Below are 19,314 nucleotides of genomic sequence, written 5' to 3'. Positions count from 1 at the left end.
GAACCCAAGCCCTATCGCTGGCACAAGTCCGCAGACGAAATTCTCGCCTCAGTGAAGCGCTTCTGCCAAAAGACCGTATGTCAGGGACTTTAGTTCCAGGTGACTAGCGGCCGGCCTGCGGCGTCCCGCACCCTCTGCAACCGCGGAAGCGCACTATACGAATGACAGCGAATTCCGACAGAAAGTTGCCCATGCCGAAACAGCTATTCCGCCGCGCTGGCCTCCTCCTGCTGGCGCTTGCCGCCGCCACCGCCGCTGCGGCCGCCGACCCGGACTGGACCGGCGACTGGCAGAGCTTCTGGCGCGGCGGGCTGGCGCAGATCACGCTGGAGCAGCAGGGCGATCGCGTCACCGGCAGCTACCGTCCCGACAATGGCGAGATCGAGGGCACGGTCGAGGGCCGCGTCCTGACCGGCACCTGGCGCGAGGCGGGCAGCGAGGGCGCCTTCACCTTCGCCCTGTCCGAGGACGGCCGCCGCTTCACCGGCCGCTTCGGCGACGGCCAGTACTGGAACGGCGAGCGCGCGGCGGCGGGCGGAGACGGGGACGGCGATCCCCTGCCCCCGGCGCCGAACGCCACCCCGCAGGAGACGCTGGAATCGATCCTGCAGGGCGCCAATGCCGCGGTCTTCCAGGGCGATACCCGGGCGCTGCGGCAGATCTCGGGGCTCCTGCGCTACGAGGGCGGGGCCGAGAACACCACCGACCACACGCGGCGGCGCTGGCTTCTGTGGGAGATCATCGACCTCGCCACCTTCCGCCTGGTCGACGTCCCGGACGGGCCGGACCTGCCCGGCGGCGACAGCGCCAGCTTCGAGGTTTCGCCGCAGCTCGGCGATGCCAGCTACACGCTGCACTTCCTGCGCGACCCCGAGGCCGGCTGGCAGCTTCTCGTGCCCTCGCTCGAGGCGCTGCTGGCGGCCGAGGAGGAGATGGTCGGCAGCCTCGGCTTCGACAGCTATGCCGATTTCGCCCGCGCCAATGCCGCCAGCCCGCGCAACACGCTGCGCGCCTTCGTCGAGGGCACCGCGGCCTGGGAGAGCGGCGGGCGCGAGCAGGCGGTCGCCACGATGGACCTGTCGCATGTGCCGCCGCGGCTGCGCACGCTCGAGGCGGGGCTGAACGCCGATTTCCTGCGCGCCATCCTCGCCCGCACCGGCATCGGCGCCTGGCAGGAGATCCCGAACCTCACCGACATGGCCGAGCCCTTCTTCCTCTATGCCCATCCCGCCGGCAGCGTCGTGATCGAGCCGCAGACCGTGCCCGGCACCGACCCGGCCGAGACCCGCTGGGTGTTCTCCTCGGCGACGCTGCAGGCCGCCCCGGCGATCTACCGCGAGCTGCAGGGCCTGCCGGCCAGCGCCAGCTCCGCCGCCCTGGCGCCGCTTTCCGACTATTTCCGCCTGCGCGAGCGGCTGCGCGCCCTCGACCCGCGGCTGGTGCTGCGCGAATTCGGGCTGGAGCTGTGGCAATGGGCCGGGATCCTCGGCGCGCTGGCCGGCGCGCTGGTCCTGTCGCGGATCGGCAGCGCGCTTGCCGCCGGGATCCTGCGGCTCGGGATGCGCGCCTCGGGCCATCCCCGCTCTGCCGAGTTCGTCGCGCCGGTGCGCAAGCCCGCGACGGTCTTCCTCTTCATCGGCCTGCTGATGGCGGCGAATTCGGTGCTGGCGCTGACCCTGACCGGGACCGGGCTGCTGAACCGCATCTTCGGCGTGGCGATCATCCTGGCGGGCGCGGCCTTCGCGATCGCGCTGTCGCGGGTGGTCGGGCGGCTGTTCCTCGATATCGCCGAGTCGACCACGCATTACATGGACGAGATCGTCACCACGCTGCTGCTGGGGCTGGTCAAGGTCATCATCGTGGTGACGGCGGTGATCCTCTGCGCCGACGTGGTCGGGCTGCCCTACGAGGGCGTGCTGACCGGGCTGGGGATCGGCGGCGTCGCGCTGGCCTTCGCGGCGCGCGAGACCGTGTCGAACCTGCTCGGCGGCGCGATCCTGCTGGCGGACCGGCCGTTCAAGCGCGCCGACCTGGTCGAGCTCGACGGCACGATGGCGACGATCGAGACGGTGGGGCTGCGCTCCACCCGTCTGCGGACGCTCGAGGACTCGCTGATGGTGGTGCCGAATTCGCGGCTCTCCGACCAGCCGATCGTCAACTGGGGGATGCGGCGCAAGCGGCGGTTGCACATGGTGGTGGGGCTGACCTACGACACCAGCCCGGCCAAGCTCGCAGCCTTCCGCGACGGGCTGCATGCGCTCTACATGGCCGAGCCCGCGACCGACAAGGGCGGCTGCTTCGTCGGCATGACCCGCTTTGCCGATTCCGCCATCGAGTTCGAGATGCTGGGCTTCCTCGAGGTCTACGATTTCGCGGCGCAGGTCACCGCGCGGCACGACCTGATGATGGCCATCGTCCGGCTGGCCGACGAGCTGGGCGTCTCCTTCGCCTTCCCGACGCGGACCATCCACATGGCCCCCGCTGCCGCGCCCGGGGACGCGGGCGAGGGCGCCCCGGCCTGAGGGCCGGGGGCGGCGCGCGCTAGCGGCGGCGGCTCTCGGCCATGGCGCGGGCGGTCGGCGCCAGAACAGCGGCGACGAAGCCCGCGGCGAAGCCGTTGCCGTAGAGGCTGAGCCCGCCGAGAAGCTGCCCCGCCGATTGCGCCACCGCGGCGTGGAGGGCCCCCGCGAGGATCCCCCAGCGCCAGCCGAACCCGCCCGAGATCGGCGCCAGCGCGGTGCCGAAGAGCGCCGCCAGCAAGAGTTCGGGCCGCGCCGGGGACTGCCCGCCCAGATGCGACATCAGCCAGACCCCGGCCATCACCGGCAGCACGTTGCCGAGATGCTTGCCGAAGCAGCCGAAGCCCACGACCGACAGGATCGCCCCGGTCACCGGCCCGTTCAGCACGCCGCCGACCGCCAGCACGTAGCCGGTCGAGACGAGGCCCAGGATCCCGCAATTGAGGAGCGTCGCGCCGTCGCCGTGGAGCGCGCAGAAATCGCTTGGCGCGCGGCCGGGTTCGCGCAGGAGCGCGCGGTAGCGCCGGAGCGCCCCGCGGTCGGTCAGCGGCCCCGCCGCGGCCATCGCCGCGAAGGATGCGAGGAGGAACGGCGCCAGCACCCAGGTCTGGTCCTCCGCCCAGATGAAGACCGGCCGCGGCACGAAGCCGTAGAACAGCAGCACCGCCACCAGCACGCTGCCGATCACCCCGGCGGTGAAGCCCATGTTGTAGAGGCTGTAGCCGCCATGGGCATGGTAGAGCTGCGCCGCCGCGGGCGGCAGGACGAAGCCGATGGCGATCCCGGCGCCGAGGCTCAACGGCAGGCTCTGCCAGAAGGGCAGCGCCGAGCTGAAAAGCAGTTCGGAGACCACCGGCGAGAGCGCGCAGCCGAAGAAGGCGGTGACCGCATGGGCGGCAAAGCTGGTGCGGGTGCGGCGGGCATGGAGCTCCACCCCGATCAGGATCGGCCAGACATTGACCAGGTTCTTGCCGAAGAGCGCCGCGCCCAGCACCATCAGCAGGCAGGCCAGCGCGCTGCCGCCGACCTGCGCGCCGCTGAGCCGGAAGATCGAGACCGCCGCCAGCGTCAGCAGCCCGGCATTGAGAAAGGCGCCCCCGACCCCGCCCAGCTCGACATAGTCGGTGATCAGCGTGTCGCGGGCGCCGAGGATGGCGATCATCCCCTCCCAGCTTTCCTCCGGGCCGGTGACGGCCAGCCCGAAGACGAGGAAGGCGGTCGCAAGGACCGCCACCAGCGCCAGGCGGTGCCCGTCGCAAAGGGTCCGGGGCGCGCGCGGCTGCGGCGCCCCGGACAGGTCGTTCCCGGTCATGCGGTCCCGGCGCCCGGCTCCGCCGCGGGCGCGGCTCCGGCCGTCTCCGACGCGCCCTCGCGGTTGAAGACGAGGTCGTAGAGCACCGGCAGCACCACGAGGGTGAAGACCGAGGCCACGGCCAGCCCGCCCATGATGGCGAAGGCCATCGCGCTCCAGAACACCGTGAAGGCGATCGGGATCAGGCCCAGGACCGTCGAGAAGGCCGTCAGCGCGATCGGCCGCACGCGGCTGGCCGAGGCATCGGCGACCGCCTGGCGGACGGGCTTGCCCGCGCGCCGCTCGTCGACGATCTGCTCGATCAGGATCACCGCGTTCTTGGCGATCATCCCGACCAGCGCCAGCACGCCGAGGATGGCGACGAAGCCGAGCGGCTGCCCCGAGAGCAGCAGCGCCGCGACCACGCCGATCAGCCCCAGAGGCGCCATGAAGAGCACGATCCCCACCAGCCGGAAGTTCCGCAGCTGGGTCATCAGGATCGTGACCACCAGGATCAGCATCAGCGGCACCACCGCGAAGACCGAGGCCTGGGACGCCGCGCTTTCCTCGACGAGGCCGCCGGTCTCGATCGCGTAGCCCGCGGGCAAGCTGTCGCGCAGCGGCTGCAAGAGCGGCTCGATCTTCTCGACCACGGTCGCGGCTTCCATCCCCGGGGTGATGTCGGCCTGCACGGTCAGCGCGGCCACCCGGTCGCGCCGCTGCACCAGCGGATCGGACAGGCGGTAGTCCAGCCGCGCGAATTGCGACAAGGGCACCGTGCGCCCGCCCGCGATCGGGATCTGCAGCGAGGCCAGAACCTCGGGCGAGAGCGTCTGCCCGCCCTTGGCGCGGGTCACCACCGGGATCAGGAAGATGCCGTCGCGGATCTGGGTGACGGCCGAGCCCGACATGTAGAGGTTGAGGATGTCTGAAACCGCCGAAGCGCTGAGCCCGAGGCGGCGCGCCTCGTCCTGGTCGAGCACGACCTCGATCTCGCGCGAGGGCTCCATCCAGTTGTAGCTGATCGAGCGGGTATCCCCGGCATCGGCCACGACCGAGGCCACCTGCCGGGCGAGATCGCGCACCCGGTCGAGATCGCTGCCGGTCACGCGGTACTGCACCGGCCAGCCGACCGGCGGCCCGAGCTCCAGCGCGTAGACGCGGGTGATCGCCTCGGGGAATTCCTCGGTCAACCGCTTCTCCAGCTCCGGCTGCAGCCGGATCCGGTCCTCGATGCTGTCAGTGACCAGCACCAGCTGGGCGAAGAACGGCGCCGGGGTCTGCACGTCGAGCGGCAGGTAGAAGCGGATCGCGCCGCGGCCGATATAGGTGCTCCAGTGGCCGATGCCCTCCTCTTCGGCCAGCATGTCCTCGAAGCGGTCGACCGCCGCGCGGGTGCCGTGGATCGACGAGCTCTGCGGCATGGTGATGTCGACCAGCAGCTCGACCCGGTCCGAGGGCGGGAAGAACTGCCGCTGCACCAGAGACATCCCCAGCACCGAGAGCGCGAAGAGCCCGACCGTGCCCAGCACGACCAGCAGCCGCGCGCGCATCGCCAGCGCCAGCAGCTTGCGGTAGCCGGTCAGCATCCAGCCCTCGCGGTCGTCCATGGTCTTCGGCGCGCGCAGGATCGCGACGCCCACCACCGGCACGAACAGCACCGCGACCACCCAGGAGGCGATCAGCGCGATGCCGACCACGGCGAAGATCGAGAAGGTGTACTCGCCCGCCGAGCTCTGCGCGAAGCCGATCGGCACGAAGCCCGCGATCGTCACCAGCGCGCCCGAGAGCATGGCGAAGGCCAGCTTTTCATAGGCATAGGAGCCCGCGCGCAGCTGGTCGTCACCGGCCGCGAGCCGCCGGCTCATCGCGTCGACCGTGGTCATGGCGTCGTCGACCAAGAGCCCCAGCGCGATGATCAGCGCCCCGAGCGAGATCCGCTGCAGGTCGATGCCGACCATCTGCATCACGACGAAGACCGCCGCCATGGTCAGCGGGATGGCGATCGCCACCACCAGCCCCGCGCGGACGCCGAGCGCCAGGAAGCTGATGACCAGCACGATGGCGATGGCCTGCCAGAGCGACTCGGTGAATTCGGCGACCGCGGTATCGACGATCTCGGGCTGGTTGGCGACCAGCACCGGCTCGATCCCGACCGGCAGGTCGGCGGTCAACTCGGCCATGCGCGCCTGCAGGTTCTCGCCGAGCGCGATGACGTCGCCGCCATCGGCCATCGAGATGGCCAGCCCCAGCGCGTCCTGGCCGTTGACGCGGAACATCGGCTGGGGCGGATCGGCATAGCCGCGGCTGATCGTGGCGACATCGCCGAGCCGCAGCCGCCGGTCGCCGGCGGTCAGCACGATGTCCCTCAGGTCGTCCTCGTCGGTGAAGGCGCCCGAGACATTGACGGTCAGCGCATCCGTGCCGGTGCGGATCGTGCCGCCCGGCGAGACCAGGTTCTGCGCCCGGAGCGCCTCGCGCACCGCGCCGGCCGGAATGCCGAAGCCCGCCAGCTCCGCCGGGTCGATCTCGACGAAGATGGTCTCGTCCTGCGCGCCCAGCATCTCGATCTTGGCGACGTCGGGCACGCGCAGCAGCTCGGAGCGGATATCCTCGACATAGTCGCGCAGCTCGCGCGGCGAGAAGCCGTCGGCGGTGAAGCCGTAGATCACCCCGAACGTGTCGCCGAATTCGTCGTTGAAGCCCGGCCCGACCACGCCCTGCGGCAGGGTGTGGCGCATGTCGGCGACGCGGTTGCGCACGCCCTGCCAGATCATCGGCACGTCGCGCGCGGGCGTGGTGTCGCGCAGATGCACGAAGAGCGTCGAGGTGCCCGGGCGCGTCTGGCTGTCGATCCGGTCGAGGCCGGGCGTCTCCTGCAGCGTCTGCTCCAGCCGCTCGGTGACCTGAAGCAGCGTCTCCTCGGCGGTGGCGCCGGGCCAGTTCGCCTGCACCAGCATGGTGCGGATGGTGAAGGGCGGATCCTCGTCGCGGCCGAGATTGAAGAAGGCCATCAGGCCCGCCACGACGACGAGCCCCATGAAGAACAGCGAGAGCGCCTTGTTCTTCAGGGACCAGGCAGAGAGGTTGGCGCTCATCTCAGAGCCCCTCGCCCACGCGCACTTGCTGCCCCGGGCGCAGCGCCTGCACGCCGGCCGTGACGACGATGTCGCCATCGGCAAGCCCGCTTGTCACCTGCACTTCGGCCAGGTCGAACCGGCCGACCTCGACCGTCCGCAGCGCGACGGTTCCGGTTTCGGGATCGACGACGAAGACCGCCGGATTGCCGCCGTCGGTGGTCATCGCCGAGGCCGGGAGCGGCGTCGCCGTGAAGCCCTCGCGCGAGGCGGAGCCGGTGACGGCCGAGCCCAGGCGGAAGCTCTGGGGAATGTCGGACAGCCCGACGCTGACGCGGAAGGTGCGCGTCACCGGATCGGCCTGGGGCGAGATCTCGCGCACCCGCCCGGTGGCGGCGACGGCGGGGTCGCTGGCCAGCGCGACCTTGATGCTCTGCGAGATGTCGACGGCGTCGATCACCCGCTCGGGCACGTCGAAGACCGCATCGCGGCCGTTGTCGCGCGCGACCCGCACGACCATGGCGCCGGCCGAGACGACCTCGCCCTGCTCGGCGCCGGTTTCGGTGACGATCCCCGCGGCATCGGCATAGAGCGCGGTGAAGGACAGCGCCTCCTTGGCATTGGCCAGCTGCGCGGAGGCGGCATCGACCCGCGCCTGCGCCTGGCGGAAGGTCTGGAGCGCGGTGTCATAGCGCTGGCGGGTGACGAAGCCGCGCTCCAGCAGCTGGGCGTGGCGCTCGTAATCGGCCTCGGTGCGGTCGAGATCGCCCTCGGCGGCGAAGAGGTCGGCCTGCGCGGCCTGCAGGGTGTTGCGCTGCGTGGTGTCCTCGAGCCGGCCGATCAGCTGGCCCGGGGTGACGGCATCGCCGATGCCGACCGTGCGCTCCAGCAGGCGGCCGCCGGTGCGGAAGCTCAGCACCGCGGAATCCTGGGCGCGGATCTCGCCGGTCAGGCGGATGCTCTCGCCGGCCGCGCTGCTCTGGGCGACGGCGACGCGCACCGGGCGCACCGGCTCGGGCGCGGTGGCGGCCTCTTCGCGGCAGGAGGCGACCAGCGCCACGGCGGCGATCAGCAGGGGAAGGCGCGGGGTCATGTCCGGTCCTCCCGGGATGCCATGGCGGTATTCACGTGCAGTCGGGACATCATTGTTCTCGTTCCCCCTCGTCCTTCCGCGGCCGCCGTCTCGGGCCCGGCCGTGTCTTCAAATCCTGGAATATTTCCCGCCCGGGCCTGGCCGGACGGGCGGAAAATGCAGTTGCCCGTCAGAACGAGCCGACCATGCTGCCCAGCACGATCACGGTAATCAGGGCCAGCATCGCACTCACCACCCCGACCATGACGACGTCGAAATAGCTGTCCTTGTGCGAGCAGCCGCAGACGGCGAGCATCGTCACCACGGCGCCGTTATGCGGCAGGCTGTCGAGCGTGCCCGACGAAATGACCGCTACCCTGTGCAGGACCGACGGGTCCAGCCCGATCTGCCCGGCCAGTTCCATGAAGGTCGGCCCCAGCGCCTCGAGCGCGATCGTCATGCCGCCCGAGGCGGAGCCGGTCAGCGCCGAGAGGATGTTGGTCGCCACCGCCAGAGACACCAGCGGCCCGCCGCCGATCCCCAGCACCCAGTCCTGCACCAGCTGGAAGGCCGGCAGCGCCGCGACCACCGCGCCGAAGCCGACGAGGCTCGCCACGCTCATGATCGGCAGCACCGAGGCGTTCGAGCCCGCATCCATGCTGTCGCGCAGCGTCGGCAGGCGGCGGAAGGAGAAGGCCAGCAGCACGATGATCCCCGAGAACAGCGCCAGCGCCACGGCCCAGACGCCGCCGACCGCGGTCAGGCTGGTGCCGCCCCATTCGGGCAGTTCGAGGAAGCTGAAATCAAAGGAGGGCAGCACGAATTGCGACAGGATCAGGTTGACGATCACCACCACGATCAAGGGCAGCACCGCCACCGCGATCGAGGGCGCGGTGCTGGCCTTCTCGCCATGCTCGATCTCGGAGGGGTCGAATTCCCGCGCCGTGGTGGCCAGCTCGCGCAGCGCCACCTCGCCGGGGCCCGCGGCCTCTTCCTCGCCGCCGAAGCCCTCGCCCTTGGCGGCGGCCTGCTTCACCCGGAAGCTCAGCCACCACATGCCGAAACCGAACATCACCACGGCCGCGATCACGCCCAGCCCCGGCGCCGCGAAGGCGGTGGTGCCGAAGAACGGCATCGGGATGGCGTTCTGGATCGAGGGCGTGCCGGGCAGTGCCGACATGGTGAAGGTCGAGGTGCCGAGCGCGATCGCCGCGGGCAGCAGCCGCCGCGGCACCGCGCCCGCGCGGAAGAGCGCCAGCCCCATCGGCGCGATCACGAAGAAGGCGACGAACAGGCTGACCCCGCCATAGGTGACCAGCGCGCCCGCCAGCACCACCGCCAGCACGGCGCGGCTCGGCCCCAGCTTCTCGGTCATGAAATCGGCGATCGCCGTGACCGAGCCGCTGTCATCCATAAGCTTGCCGAAGAGCGCGCCAAGCAGGAACAGCGGGAAGAACTGCGCGACGAAGCCGGCCGCGGCCGGCATGAAGGTCTGCGTCCAGTGCGCCAGCAGCGGCTCGCCGGAGAAGGCGGCCGCGATCAGCGCGGCGGCCGGTGCCAGCAGCAGGATCGTCCAGCCGCGGAACGCGAGCGCCATCAATACGGCCAGACCCGCGAGAATACCCAGAAGACCCATAGGTCAGACCCCTTCCAGAAGGCTTTCGAACTCGAAGGACGAGCGCACCCCGACATCGTCCCTGTGCTCGGCGGCGAAGGCATCCGCCGCCGCGCGTCCCTCGTCGCGCAGCATCTCCAGGAAGGCCCATTCGGCATTCAGCTTGGAGGAGGCGCTGAGCTTGACCATGATGTCGCTGGAAATGCGGTGCAGCCGCATCTCGGCCCAGGCGCGGCCCTCGCTGTTGCCCGGATCGGCGACCTGGCGCATCATCGCGACCATCCGCAGCTCCTTCAGCAGCGTCGCGTTGAAGGAGACCTCGTTCACCCGGTTGAGGATCTCGCGCGCGGTCTGAGGGATCTCCTCGCGGTAGACCGGGTTGATCTGCACGAGGAACGTGTCGCGGGACTCGCATTCGCGCACCAGCGGCGTGATCGTCGGATTGCCCGAGAAGCCGCCGTCCCAGTAGTACTCGCCGTCGATCTCCACCGGCTGGAACAGCGTCGGCAGGCAGGCCGAGGCCAGGAGCACGTCGGCGGTGATCTCGTGGCGGCGGAACACCCGGCCGCGGCCGGTCCGCGCGTTGGTGGCGGTGATGAAGAGCTTGATCGGCCCGTTCGCCAGCGCCTCGAAGTCGATCGTCTCTTCGAGGATGCCGCGCAGCGGGTTCACCGGCGTGCTGATCGCCGCGAAGGTGAAGGGCGAGATGAAGCGCGACATGGTGTCGGCGAAGATGTAGGCCGGCGAATGGTCCAGCGACCAGTTGCCCGTCATCTTGTCCCAGGGCGTGCGCTGGAAGGGCGAGAATTTCGCCGCGTCCGAGACCTGCTTCCAGAAATCGGCCAGCGCGGCGCGGGCGCCCTCATGGCCGCCGGTCATCATGCCGTAGGCGAAGACCGCGGCGTTCATCGCCCCAGCCGAGGTGCCCGAAATGCCCTCGACCTCCATCCAGGGATAGTCGAGCAGCCGGTCGAGCGCGCCCCAGGCGAAGGCGCCATGCGATCCGCCGCCCTGCAGGGCGAGATCGACCTTCAGCGGCGCGCGCTCCGGCGGCTTCTGCGTTTTCGCTTCTGTCATTGCCCCAAACCCATCCTCGTTCTCTCGCGTTTCATTTTCCGCCCGGGCCGGTCATCCCGGCCGCGGCGGCATCCCTGTGGCGGCGGGCGCGGCGCAGCCCCGCCCAGGCCAGCGTCACGGCGAGCGCGGAAATCCCGCCCGTCGCGGCAAAGGCGGGCACCGGGCCCGCCGCGGCGGCCAGCCCGCCCGCAAGCCCGTAGCCGCCCGCCAGAATGAGGTTCTGCATCGCCAGCCCGCCGCCGAAGACGACGAGCAGGCTCTCGCCCTGGGCCGCGTCGCGGATCACCGCCACGCCGGGCACCTGGATCAGCGCCCCGCCCGCGCCGATCGCCGCCCAGAGAAGCGCGATCGTGGCGAATTGCGTCGCGGCCATCCCCGCCAGCAGCCCGCAGGCGATCAGCGCGCCGCCCAGCAGCATCGTCCGGCTGTCGTCCAGATCGGCGGCGAAGCGCATGTAGCCGAGTGCGCCGAGGATCGAGCCCGCCCCGAAGGCGCCATAGGCCAGCGCCGTCGCCGAGGAGCCGAGCCCGCCGACCGACTGCACCAGGTAGGGCGTCGTCGTCGTCACCATCGCCGTGCCCGCCGCCGTGGCCAGCATCAGCCAGGTCAGCGGCCGCAGCGTCCGGTCGGAGAGGTAGAGCCGCAGCCCGCGCAGCGCCCGCGCGCCGTAGCCGCCGCCGCTTTTCGACAGGTCGGGCAGCCCCGCGGCGCGGATGCGCAGCGCCGAGACCGCGAAGACCGCCGCCGCCGCCAGCAGCCCCGCATCGATCGGCAGGAGGAACAGCAGCGCCGCCGCGGCGAGCGGGCTGACCACGCCCTCCAGCTCGTCGGCGATCCGGCTTTTCGTGATCGCCCAGGAGAAATCCTCGTGATCGGGCAGCAGATGCGCGACGTATTCGATATAGGTGATCTTGAACGCCGCCGAGGCCGCCAGGAAGACCGCGATCGCCGTCAGGAAGCTCCAGCGCCCCGAGACGAAGAGCAGGCTCAGCAGCGCCAGCGCCCGGATGATGTCGAGCAGGATCAGGAAGCGCCCGCGCGGCAGCCGCTCGAAGGCGACCGCCATCAGGAGCGGCGCGACGACATAGGCTAGCGATTTCAGCGACAGCGCGGTGCCCAGCAGCGCGCTCGCGTCGGGACCGGCGATATTGTAGGCGATGACCGAGAGTTCGACCGTGGCGACGCCGACCGAGAAGATCGCCCAGAGCTTGACCTGGAAGAGAATGCTGTACTGCCGGTTGTCGACCTTGGCCATTTTCTTCGGCTTCCGTTGCGCGCACGGGCATCAGCCCGCCCAGTAAAGGCCCGTTCCAAAAGGATGAATTTCAAAGCTGGCTCGAAGGGCAGCAACCTTTCCGTGGCGGACCCGAAATCAGGCAGCCCGCTTGCCTGATTAGGCTAGGCCAGAATCTTGCTGCGCCGCAACATGGTGAATTGACATAGTTCCCGAAACAAAGCCTCCCGGCCCGCGACGGATTGTCCGCTTGGAATTTGATGGCCGGAGCGACCTGGCGTCACTCCGGCTGTCAGGACTGCGGCGCGGCAGGGCCGGAACCGGGTTCCGGACGGGCGCCGAACTCGCCGGTCCGCGACAGCATCACGGCGATCGGGCGGCTCGCCTCGAACCGCGCCGCGACAATCACCAGCATCGCCGTCAGCGGCACCGCGAGGAAGAGACCGGTCACCCCCCAGAGCGCGCCCCAGACGAAGAGCGCCAGGATGGTGACGACCAGGCTGATATTCAGCGTCTGCCCCGCCATCCGCGGCAGCAGGATGTTGCCGATGGTGAACTGCACCGCCCCGAGGAGGCAGCCCAGCACCACCACCCCGCCGAGCTCGCCGAATTGCAGGATCGCGAAGGCGGTGGGCAGCATCACCCCCAGCACCGAGCCGATGGTCGGGATGAAGTTCAGCACGAAGACCAGGATCGCCCAGAACAGCGCGTTGTGCAGCCCTAGGAGCCACATCGCCAGCCAGCTCAGCGCCGCGGTCAGCGCGCTGACCCGGGTCATGATCCACAGGTAGCTGGAGATCCGCGCCGCCAGCTCGCCCAGGAGCGCCTCGGCCTCGGCGCGGCGCGCGGGATCGGGAAAGAGCGCCCGCATCTTCGCCGGAAAGAGCGCCTGGTCGGCCAGCAGGAAGCCGACATAGATGGCGACCACGCCGAACTGGTTGATCAGCCCGATCATGCCCAGCACCACCTGCTGCATCAGCCGCTCCAGCCCGACCGCGTCGAGCATGCGGTCGACGATCAGCCCGGCATCGGCGCCGACGAGCTTGCTCAGCCGCGCGACCAGCGGGTCGAGGCTCTCGGCCAGGCTGAGCGTCTGCGGCCCGTTCGCCAGAAGGCCGCGCACGCCGCTATAGACCGCCACCAGCCCGATCAGCGCGACGCAGGCCGCCGCCAGCGCCATCGCGCCGCCATGGCTCAGCCGCGGTCCCAGCCAGCGGGTGCGGCGCAGCGCGGCCGCCATGCGGTTCAGCACGAACCAGACGATCAGCGCCTCGGCCAGCGGCACGAAGATCCGCGCGCCCAGCGTCAGCCCGCTGAGCACGATCGTCAGGATCACCAGCGCCGCGGCCAGCCGCACCAGGGCGGTGCCGCGCTCGTCCTCCGGCGTCGCGGATCCCGGGGTCATGCCGCGGGCGCGGTCCGGACGCATTTCGACAGCAGGTAGGCCAGGTAGAGCGACACCGCCACCACCATCATCTCGGCCGCCTGGGTCAGCAGCAGCGCCATCAGCGAGACCGCGTCCACCGCCGAGATCTGGTAGGGCGCGCCCGGCGTCGTCACCTGCGCGACCGGCACCCCGACCTGCGGGTTGGCCAGCATGGTCAGCATCAGCGAGGAGGCCGCGCCGAAGAGCGACAGCATCGTCACCACCGTGCCGGCCCCGCCGGCGATGATCCCGATCCACAGGCTGCGGCGGATGCGCGCCGGGCCGGGCTTGCGGTCGTAGCCGTCGAGCTTCTTGCCCAGCGACGCGTAATGGCGGCACCAGAGCGTCGTGAAGAGCGGCAGCGCCAGCCCGAGGAAGGACAGGATGTTGCCCAGCCCGGCCCCGCCCCCGCCCATGACCTTCAGCACGTAGCCGCCGAGCAGCGCCACGGCGATCAGGAAGACGAGCTGCACCCAGAAGCAGACCCTGCCGGCGATGATCAGCGAGGAGGCCATCCGCTTCACGCGGGCGTCCTGCCAGGTTTCGGTGGTCTTGCTCATGATGCCTCTCCTGCCTTCCGCCTTGACGATCTGCCCCCGGGCCCTGCCATCCGCTGCGGCCCTGCCCGCTTCTTACACCGAATAGGCCCGCCCCGCGCCGGTATCAATCCGCGCAGGGGCCGCCGCGGAACTGCGGTGCTGGATTACCACGGCGCGGGCCGCTGCCGGAACAGCTCCGCCAGCGCGCGGGCCCGCGCCTCCGACCAGTCCGGCGGATCGGCCAGCGCCGCCCAGGCATCGATATAGTCCGCCGCCACGTAGTAGTGCCCGTGCCCCTCGACCGACAGCGCGACCAGCATGTCGAGCCCCAGCTGGAAGGCCGTGACCAGCGGGAACCACCGCATCTCGGGCGCCACGTCGGGGGCGCGCGGCCCGGTCAGCCAGTCAGGCGGCCGCCACAGCATCGCCGGGTCGAAGACCACGATCGGATCGCTGCCGTAATTGAGGAAGACGAAGCGGATCGGCCCCCAGGGCGCCTCGGCGCGGTCCAGGGTGTTCTCCTGGTTGGCGGTGCGCACCATGGAACCGTTGCCGAAGACCGGCCGCCAGGCGGGGCTGCCCTCGGCGCGGCGGTCGCGGACGAAGGACCAGATCGGGCTCATGAAGGGCGAGCCCGCCCAGAAGGCGCCCTGCGGCGGATCGGCCAGCACGTCGAAGATCGGCAGGGTCGACTGGCTGTTCAGCGCCCCCTGGCTGAGCCCGTGGATATAGAGCCGCGGCCGGCTTTCGGGCGGCAGCGCGGACCAGTAGCCGTGGATCACGTCGAAAAGCGCCCGCGCCTGGTCGAAGCCGTAGTCGATCTGGGTCAGGATCGACAGGATCGAGGTCAGGTAGGAATACTGGGCCGCGACATGGGCGGTGTCGCCGTTGAACATGAAATCGACCGTGTCATGGGCGCCCGGATCCATCCAGCCGGTGCCGACCGGCGTGGTGACGATCAGGATCTCGCGCTCGAACCCGCCCTGGCGGATCAGCTCCTCCAGCGCGAGCTTCGCGCGCGCCTCTGCGGTCGGCGCCGAGACCCGGCCGACATAGACCCGCACCGGGCGCTTGGCCGGGCGGCCGGTGAAGGCCTCGATCTCGGCGGGCTCCGGCGTGCGGCCGATGAAGTCGCGGCCGCGATTGCCCAGGTCCTCCCAGGAGATCAGCGAGGCGGCGCTGCCCGTGGCCATCGGGTTTTCGGGCGGGGCGAAGCGCGGATCGACTGCCTGCTCGCCCGCGGCGAAGGCGGCGTCCGACAGTTCCATCGCCTGGCGCAGCAGGACGCCGCGGCCGAGCTGCATCACCAGGAGCGCGGCCAGCAGCACGCCCAGGACCGGCCCCAGCCGCCCCGGCAGCCCCCGCGCCAGGAGCCCCCCGATCCGCCGCGACAGGAGCACGAAGAGCACCCCCGCCACCCACAGCGCCGCCCCGGTCGCCAGCGCGACCGCCGCCACCCGCGGGCGGTGCCCCTCCTCGACCGGCGGCAGGTCCATCACCCGCCGCGTCGCGTCCTGCCATTCCGGCGCCTGCCAGAGCGCCGCGGCCATCACCGCCGCCGCGGCCAGCGTTGCCAGCCGCAGCGGCCAGGGACCGGAGGGCTCGGGCAGCAGCATCAGCCGCCAGAGCCAGCTCGCCAGCGCGCCGCAGGCATAGCCGAGCCCGATCGCCAGCCCGGCCAGAACGCCCTGCTCCAGGGGCGTCCGCGGGATCAGCGAGGGGGTCAGCGAGGCGGCGAAGGCCAGTGCGGCGAAGATCACCGCCGGGGCGACCGGGCGCCAGGGACGGAAGGGCCGGACCGGCGCGGCGGGTGCGGCCGGAGGGCGGCGGCGGCGCAGCCTCGGGTCCATCACGGGGCTCCCGGCAGGGCGCGGCGGGCGGAGATCGTCGGCATGGAATGCTCCTCGCATGGATCCGGCGGTACTCTGCGGCAAGCCTAGCCCATCGCGCCACTTGCGTCACCGATCGCGACCGGCCTGCGACGCCCGGTCCCCGCAGGGCTGCGTAGTGACCCCGAGGGACCGGGGCGGCCCCTGGCTGTGGCCTACAAGGGGCGACGGGCGACGGGCGACGGGCGACGGGCGACGGGCGACGGGCGACGGGCGACGGGCGACGGGCGACGGGCGACGGGCGACGGGCGACGGGCGACGGGCGACGGGCGACGGGCGATGAGCGATGAGCGATGAGCGATGAGCGATGAGCGATGAGCGATGAGCGATGAGCGATGAGCGATGAGCGATGAGCGATGAGCGATGAGCGATGAAGTTTCTCGCAGGACACCGGTGTCAAGCGCCCGGCAGCGCTTTCCGGAGCGCCTCCTCCGCACGGCGGCTGCTGGTCCGTCGCTGCGCCCGCGCTCTGGGGTCGCGCCTCCTCCCAGGCTGCCGAAAAGGTCTTAAGGGCGCCTTCGTGGAGGAAGCACGTCCGGATCTGGTCAAGGCTTCTCCCGGGACTGTCCGGAATTCTGTGCCCTGGCGTTTTGATTGCGCCATTGGGAAGCCATCTTCGACCATGATTGCGAACCGGCTTTTCACGGCATGCCAGACGCTGCCCCGCACGACCCGTTGCAGCGCGGGACGTTTCTGTCCGCAGGCGCCGCTTCGAGCGCAAGACACCGCAGGACGGCGCGCAAGTTCCCGTCCAATGCGCGGCCCCTGCCCTTGCGCCGGCACAGGGGGAACCGTCTCCCGCGCCGGCACGGCAGGAGTTGCAGATGCAGACAGGGCCGCCGCAGGCCGAAAGGCGGTGGCAAAGGCCCGGAGAGCGGCGCGCGCCGCCCCGAAGCGACAGCCTTCGCGCGGAGCGAGGACAGAATCCGCGCCGCCGCCCGAAATCCCCGGCGCCGCAGGCGCTTCAGCGGCCGGCCAGTCGGCCCCAGGCGGGCCGCAAGGCCCGGTATTGCTGAAAACTCCGGCTCCGGTCGAGAGACCATCCGAAGTTGGCAATTTGGTCTCCGGCAAGGCTGAAGAGATCGCTCTTTAGGGCGGATTCTCCCAAGCCTGGAATGTCCTCCTTCGATTTGGCGCATGCGAGCTTGTGCACGAGTTTTCCAGCACCCTCCGCCAGCTCTGCGCCGTCGCAACGCGACCAGCCGCAGACCCGCCGCGAAGCTGACATCTGCTGGTCCTCGCCCCGGGTTGCGGCACGCCGGCCGCAAGAGCTCTTCCGTTGCCAGGCTGGGGCGCGAGCGGGGTGCCAGAACGGTTGCAGGCGAGCCGCAGCGGGAATGTCTCCCTGCCCCGGGAGGCATCACGCCGGGATCGTCCGGAGACGCTGGTGCTCCGAGGGGAGCTCCCCGCAGCCGCGGCTCCGGGGGCGGTCCCCGGCACACGCTTGGCAAATTTCCCCGGCCCGGCCGCAGGTCAGGGGGTGCCGATCTCCGGCGGCCGGTCCGTGCTGCCCTTCGGCGGCCTCCGTCCAGTGCGGGCCGGTTCGGCAATGGCACGGACGCGGCGCCCGGCCGCCGGGCAGAGTGCCGGGAATGGCCGGGACAGGCGCCCCGCAAGGGAGAGCCATGCCGGGCCGGGGCGACCGCGGAACGGCATGGCATTTGGGGCGGGCCCGCGGCCTCAGGCCTCCGCGCCGAAGCCTGCCACCAGGCCGGCCAGCGCGGCGACGGCCACGCCCATGTCGGCGGGGTCGGCATGCTCCTCGGGGACGTGGCTGGCGCCGTCGCGGCAGCGCAGGAAGAGCATCGCCACCGGGCAGAGCCCCGCCATGGCCGAGGCGTCATGCGTCGCCCCGGAAGGCAGCGACGGCACCCCTGCCCCGGCCGCCCTTGCCGCCGCCTCGAGCCGCGCCGAGAGCGCCGGGTCGCAGGGCACGGCCGGCTGGACATAGCTGCGGCCGATCACGAGGTCCAGCTCCGCCTCGCGCGCGATCTGCGCCGCCGCGAGATGGAGCGCCGTTCCCGCCGCCTCGCGCAGCTCGTCGGAGGGCGCGCGCAGCTCGACCGTCAGCCGCACCTCGCCCGGGATCGCGTTGACCGCATTCGGCACGACATGCAGCTCGCCCACCGTGGCGCGCAGCCCGGGCGTGTCGAGCCCCATGCGGCGGACCTCGGTGACCAGCGCCGCCGCCCCGGCCAGCGCGTCGCGCCGCGCCGCCATCGGCACGGTCCCGGCATGGCCGGTGCGGCCGGTCAGGGTGACGGCATGGCGCTCGATCCCGCAGATCGCGGTGACGATGCCCAGCGGCTCGCCCGCCTGCTCCAGCACCGGGCCCTGCTCTATATGGGTCTCGACGAAGCCCGCCACCACGGAAGGATCGCGCGCCAGCGCCGCGACCCCGCCCGGATCGCCGCCGAACGCCGCCAGCGCCCCGCCCAGCGTGACGCCCTGCCGGTCGGCCATCTCCAGCACCGCCGGATCGGCCGTCCCCGCCAGCGCGCGCGAGCCCAGCAGCGCCGTCGGGAAGCGCACGCCCTCCTCGTCGGCGAAGGCCAGCACCTCGACCGCGACCGGCAGCGCGCGGCCCTCCTCGCGCAGCTTCTCCAGCGCCAGGATCGGCAGCACCACGCCCATGATCCCGTCGAAGGCGCCGCCGCCCGGCACGCTGTCCTGATGCGAGCCCATCAGCAGGACCGGCGCCCCCTCCGGCCCCTCGGCGCGGCCCGAAAGCGTGCCCGCGGCATCGAGCCGGACCAAGAGCCCCGCCGCCTCCATCCAGCCGCGCAGCAGCGCCAGCGCGGCGTCATGCTCGGGCGTAAAGGGCAGCCGCGTCACCCCCGGCCCGGGCGCGGAGGCGCCCGCCAGCGCCTCCAGCATGTCGCGGGCGCGCAGCCCCCATCGCCAGTCAGTCAAGTCCCCGCTCCCTGTCGCTCGGATGCGGCACCTGCCGCGCCCAGTCCGCATAGTCGCCCGTGGTCGCGCGCCGGTAGAGATCGGCCAGCGCGCCGACGGGATCTCCGGGATGGTAGTCGATCCGAAGCGTCAGCGGCGCGCGATCCGGAAAGAGGACGAGGAGAGCGGCGGAAAACAGCCCGCGGCTGTCGCTGCCTGCCGCAGCACCGGCCCGCAGCGCCGCGATCAGCCGCTTGCCCATCGGCCCGCGGGCGGCGGCGAACTTCTCCGCCAGGGCCGGCAGCACATCGAGGCTGGCCAGCAGGTTTCCCGCCGCGACCCCCTGGTCGAAGACCAGCCCGCCGCGCGCCTCGGTATTGAGCGTGCCGGTATGGACCCCGGCCCGCCCGGCGAGATCGAGCGCCGAGAGCTGGCGGTGCTCGCGCCCGGCATCGGCCCCGGCGATCCGCTCCACCGCCTCGGGCGCGGGCGTGCCCTCGCGCATCGCCGCCAGCACGTCCTCGCCCCAGAAGGTCGAGGGCGCCGCCCCCTGCGAGGCCGAGAGCCCGGCGCGGATGTCGCCGCGCAGCACCCAGCCGCCGACGCAGAGGCTGCCCGTCGCCGCCGCCCCGCCGAGGACACCGGTTTCGGCATCGCGCACAAGAATTGAGAAGGTCATCCCG

12 protein-coding genes are annotated in these 19,314 nt (G+C 71.4%); 1 reads left to right on the top strand and 11 read right to left on the bottom strand.

The features are described 5' to 3' along the window. The first annotated feature begins 191 nt into the window (after positions 1-191). Positions 192-2,522, top strand: coding sequence for a mechanosensitive ion channel family protein (locus tag FGX59_RS12015; RefSeq protein ID WP_171060620.1), 2,331 nt, complete (start codon positions 192-194; stop codon positions 2,520-2,522). Between the two features lie 19 nt (positions 2,523-2,541). Here the strand turns inward: FGX59_RS12015 and FGX59_RS12010 are convergent, their stop codons facing one another. The 11 genes from FGX59_RS12010 to FGX59_RS11960 form a co-directional block, all read right to left on the bottom strand. Continuing rightward, positions 2,542-3,831 (bottom strand): DUF1576 domain-containing protein, encoded by a 1,290-nt coding sequence (locus FGX59_RS12010; RefSeq protein WP_138466766.1) that lies wholly within the window; start codon positions 3,829-3,831, stop codon positions 2,542-2,544. Then, positions 3,828-6,908 carry an efflux RND transporter permease subunit gene (locus FGX59_RS12005; protein WP_138466765.1) on the bottom strand — a complete coding sequence of 1,027 codons (3,081 nt, stop codon included), beginning with the start codon at positions 6,906-6,908 and terminating at the stop codon, positions 3,828-3,830. Before FGX59_RS12005 ends, FGX59_RS12010 begins: the two co-directional genes overlap by 4 nt. 1 nt (position 6,909) lies before the next feature. After that, positions 6,910-7,980, bottom strand: a complete 1,071-nt coding sequence (locus FGX59_RS12000; protein WP_138466764.1) for an efflux RND transporter periplasmic adaptor subunit — start codon at positions 7,978-7,980, stop codon at positions 6,910-6,912. A 169-nt stretch (positions 7,981-8,149) separates the two neighbouring features. Then, complete coding sequence (locus FGX59_RS11995) at positions 8,150-9,556, bottom strand: GntP family permease (RefSeq protein ID WP_240722408.1); 1,407 nt, start codon at positions 9,554-9,556, stop codon at positions 8,150-8,152. 42 nt (positions 9,557-9,598) lie between these two features. Then, complete coding sequence (locus FGX59_RS11990; protein ID WP_138466762.1) at positions 9,599-10,651, bottom strand: patatin-like phospholipase family protein; 1,053 nt, start codon at positions 10,649-10,651, stop codon at positions 9,599-9,601. A 31-nt stretch (positions 10,652-10,682) separates the two neighbouring features. After that, the gene (locus tag FGX59_RS11985; RefSeq protein ID WP_138466761.1) at positions 10,683-11,906 is read right to left on the bottom strand and encodes an MFS transporter; all 1,224 of its coding nucleotides are present in this window, start codon (positions 11,904-11,906) and stop codon (positions 10,683-10,685) included. Between the two features lie 271 nt (positions 11,907-12,177). Continuing rightward, positions 12,178-13,290: an AI-2E family transporter gene (locus FGX59_RS11980; RefSeq protein WP_171060619.1), complete on the bottom strand. Its 1,113-nt coding sequence runs from the start codon at positions 13,288-13,290 to the stop codon at positions 12,178-12,180. Further along, entirely contained in the window at positions 13,287-13,871 is a 585-nt protein-coding gene (locus tag FGX59_RS11975; protein WP_138466759.1) for a DUF3611 family protein, read from the bottom strand. Before FGX59_RS11975 ends, FGX59_RS11980 begins: the two co-directional genes overlap by 4 nt. A gap of 143 nt (positions 13,872-14,014) precedes the next feature. After that, a complete protein-coding gene (locus FGX59_RS11970) occupies positions 14,015-15,700 on the bottom strand; it encodes an alpha/beta-hydrolase family protein (protein ID WP_138466758.1) in 1,686 nt (561 codons plus the stop codon). 1,719 nt (positions 15,701-17,419) lie between these two features. Next, a complete protein-coding gene (locus tag FGX59_RS11965; RefSeq protein ID WP_138466757.1) occupies positions 17,420-18,652 on the bottom strand; it encodes a M20 family metallo-hydrolase in 1,233 nt (410 codons plus the stop codon). Then, positions 18,645-19,310 (bottom strand): DUF1028 domain-containing protein, encoded by a 666-nt coding sequence (locus tag FGX59_RS11960; protein ID WP_138466756.1) that lies wholly within the window; start codon positions 19,308-19,310, stop codon positions 18,645-18,647. Before FGX59_RS11960 ends, FGX59_RS11965 begins: the two co-directional genes overlap by 8 nt. Positions 19,311-19,314: the final 4 nt, after the last annotated feature.

Origin of the sequence: Poseidonocella sp. HB161398 (genome assembly GCF_005870025.1) — a bacterium.
GTDB lineage: Bacteria > Pseudomonadota > Alphaproteobacteria > Rhodobacterales > Rhodobacteraceae > Mangrovicoccus.
Note: the sequence above shows the minus strand (reverse complement) of the source record. Positions and strands in the feature narration are given on the sequence as shown.

What these genes read in the sequence shown, in the direction of transcription:
- FGX59_RS12015 (WP_171060620.1), top strand. Translation starts at nt 192, where the DNA reads ATGCCGAAACAGCTATTCCGCCGCGCTGGCCTCCTCCTGCTGGCGCTT.
- FGX59_RS12010 (WP_138466766.1), bottom strand. Translation starts at nt 3,831, where the DNA reads ATGACCGGGAACGACCTGTCCGGGGCGCCGCAGCCGCGCGCGCCCCGG.
- FGX59_RS12005 (WP_138466765.1), bottom strand. Translation starts at nt 6,908, where the DNA reads ATGAGCGCCAACCTCTCTGCCTGGTCCCTGAAGAACAAGGCGCTCTCG.
- FGX59_RS12000 (WP_138466764.1), bottom strand. Translation starts at nt 7,980, where the DNA reads ATGACCCCGCGCCTTCCCCTGCTGATCGCCGCCGTGGCGCTGGTCGCC.
- FGX59_RS11995 (WP_240722408.1), bottom strand. Translation starts at nt 9,556, where the DNA reads ATGGCGCTCGCGTTCCGCGGCTGGACGATCCTGCTGCTGGCACCGGCC.
- FGX59_RS11990 (WP_138466762.1), bottom strand. Translation starts at nt 10,651, where the DNA reads ATGACAGAAGCGAAAACGCAGAAGCCGCCGGAGCGCGCGCCGCTGAAG.
- FGX59_RS11985 (WP_138466761.1), bottom strand. Translation starts at nt 11,906, where the DNA reads ATGGCCAAGGTCGACAACCGGCAGTACAGCATTCTCTTCCAGGTCAAG.
- FGX59_RS11980 (WP_171060619.1), bottom strand. Translation starts at nt 13,290, where the DNA reads ATGACCCCGGGATCCGCGACGCCGGAGGACGAGCGCGGCACCGCCCTG.
- FGX59_RS11975 (WP_138466759.1), bottom strand. Translation starts at nt 13,871, where the DNA reads ATGAGCAAGACCACCGAAACCTGGCAGGACGCCCGCGTGAAGCGGATG.
- FGX59_RS11970 (WP_138466758.1), bottom strand. Translation starts at nt 15,700, where the DNA reads ATGGACCCGAGGCTGCGCCGCCGCCGCCCTCCGGCCGCACCCGCCGCG.
- FGX59_RS11960 (WP_138466756.1), bottom strand. Translation starts at nt 19,310, where the DNA reads ATGACCTTCTCAATTCTTGTGCGCGATGCCGAAACCGGTGTCCTCGGC.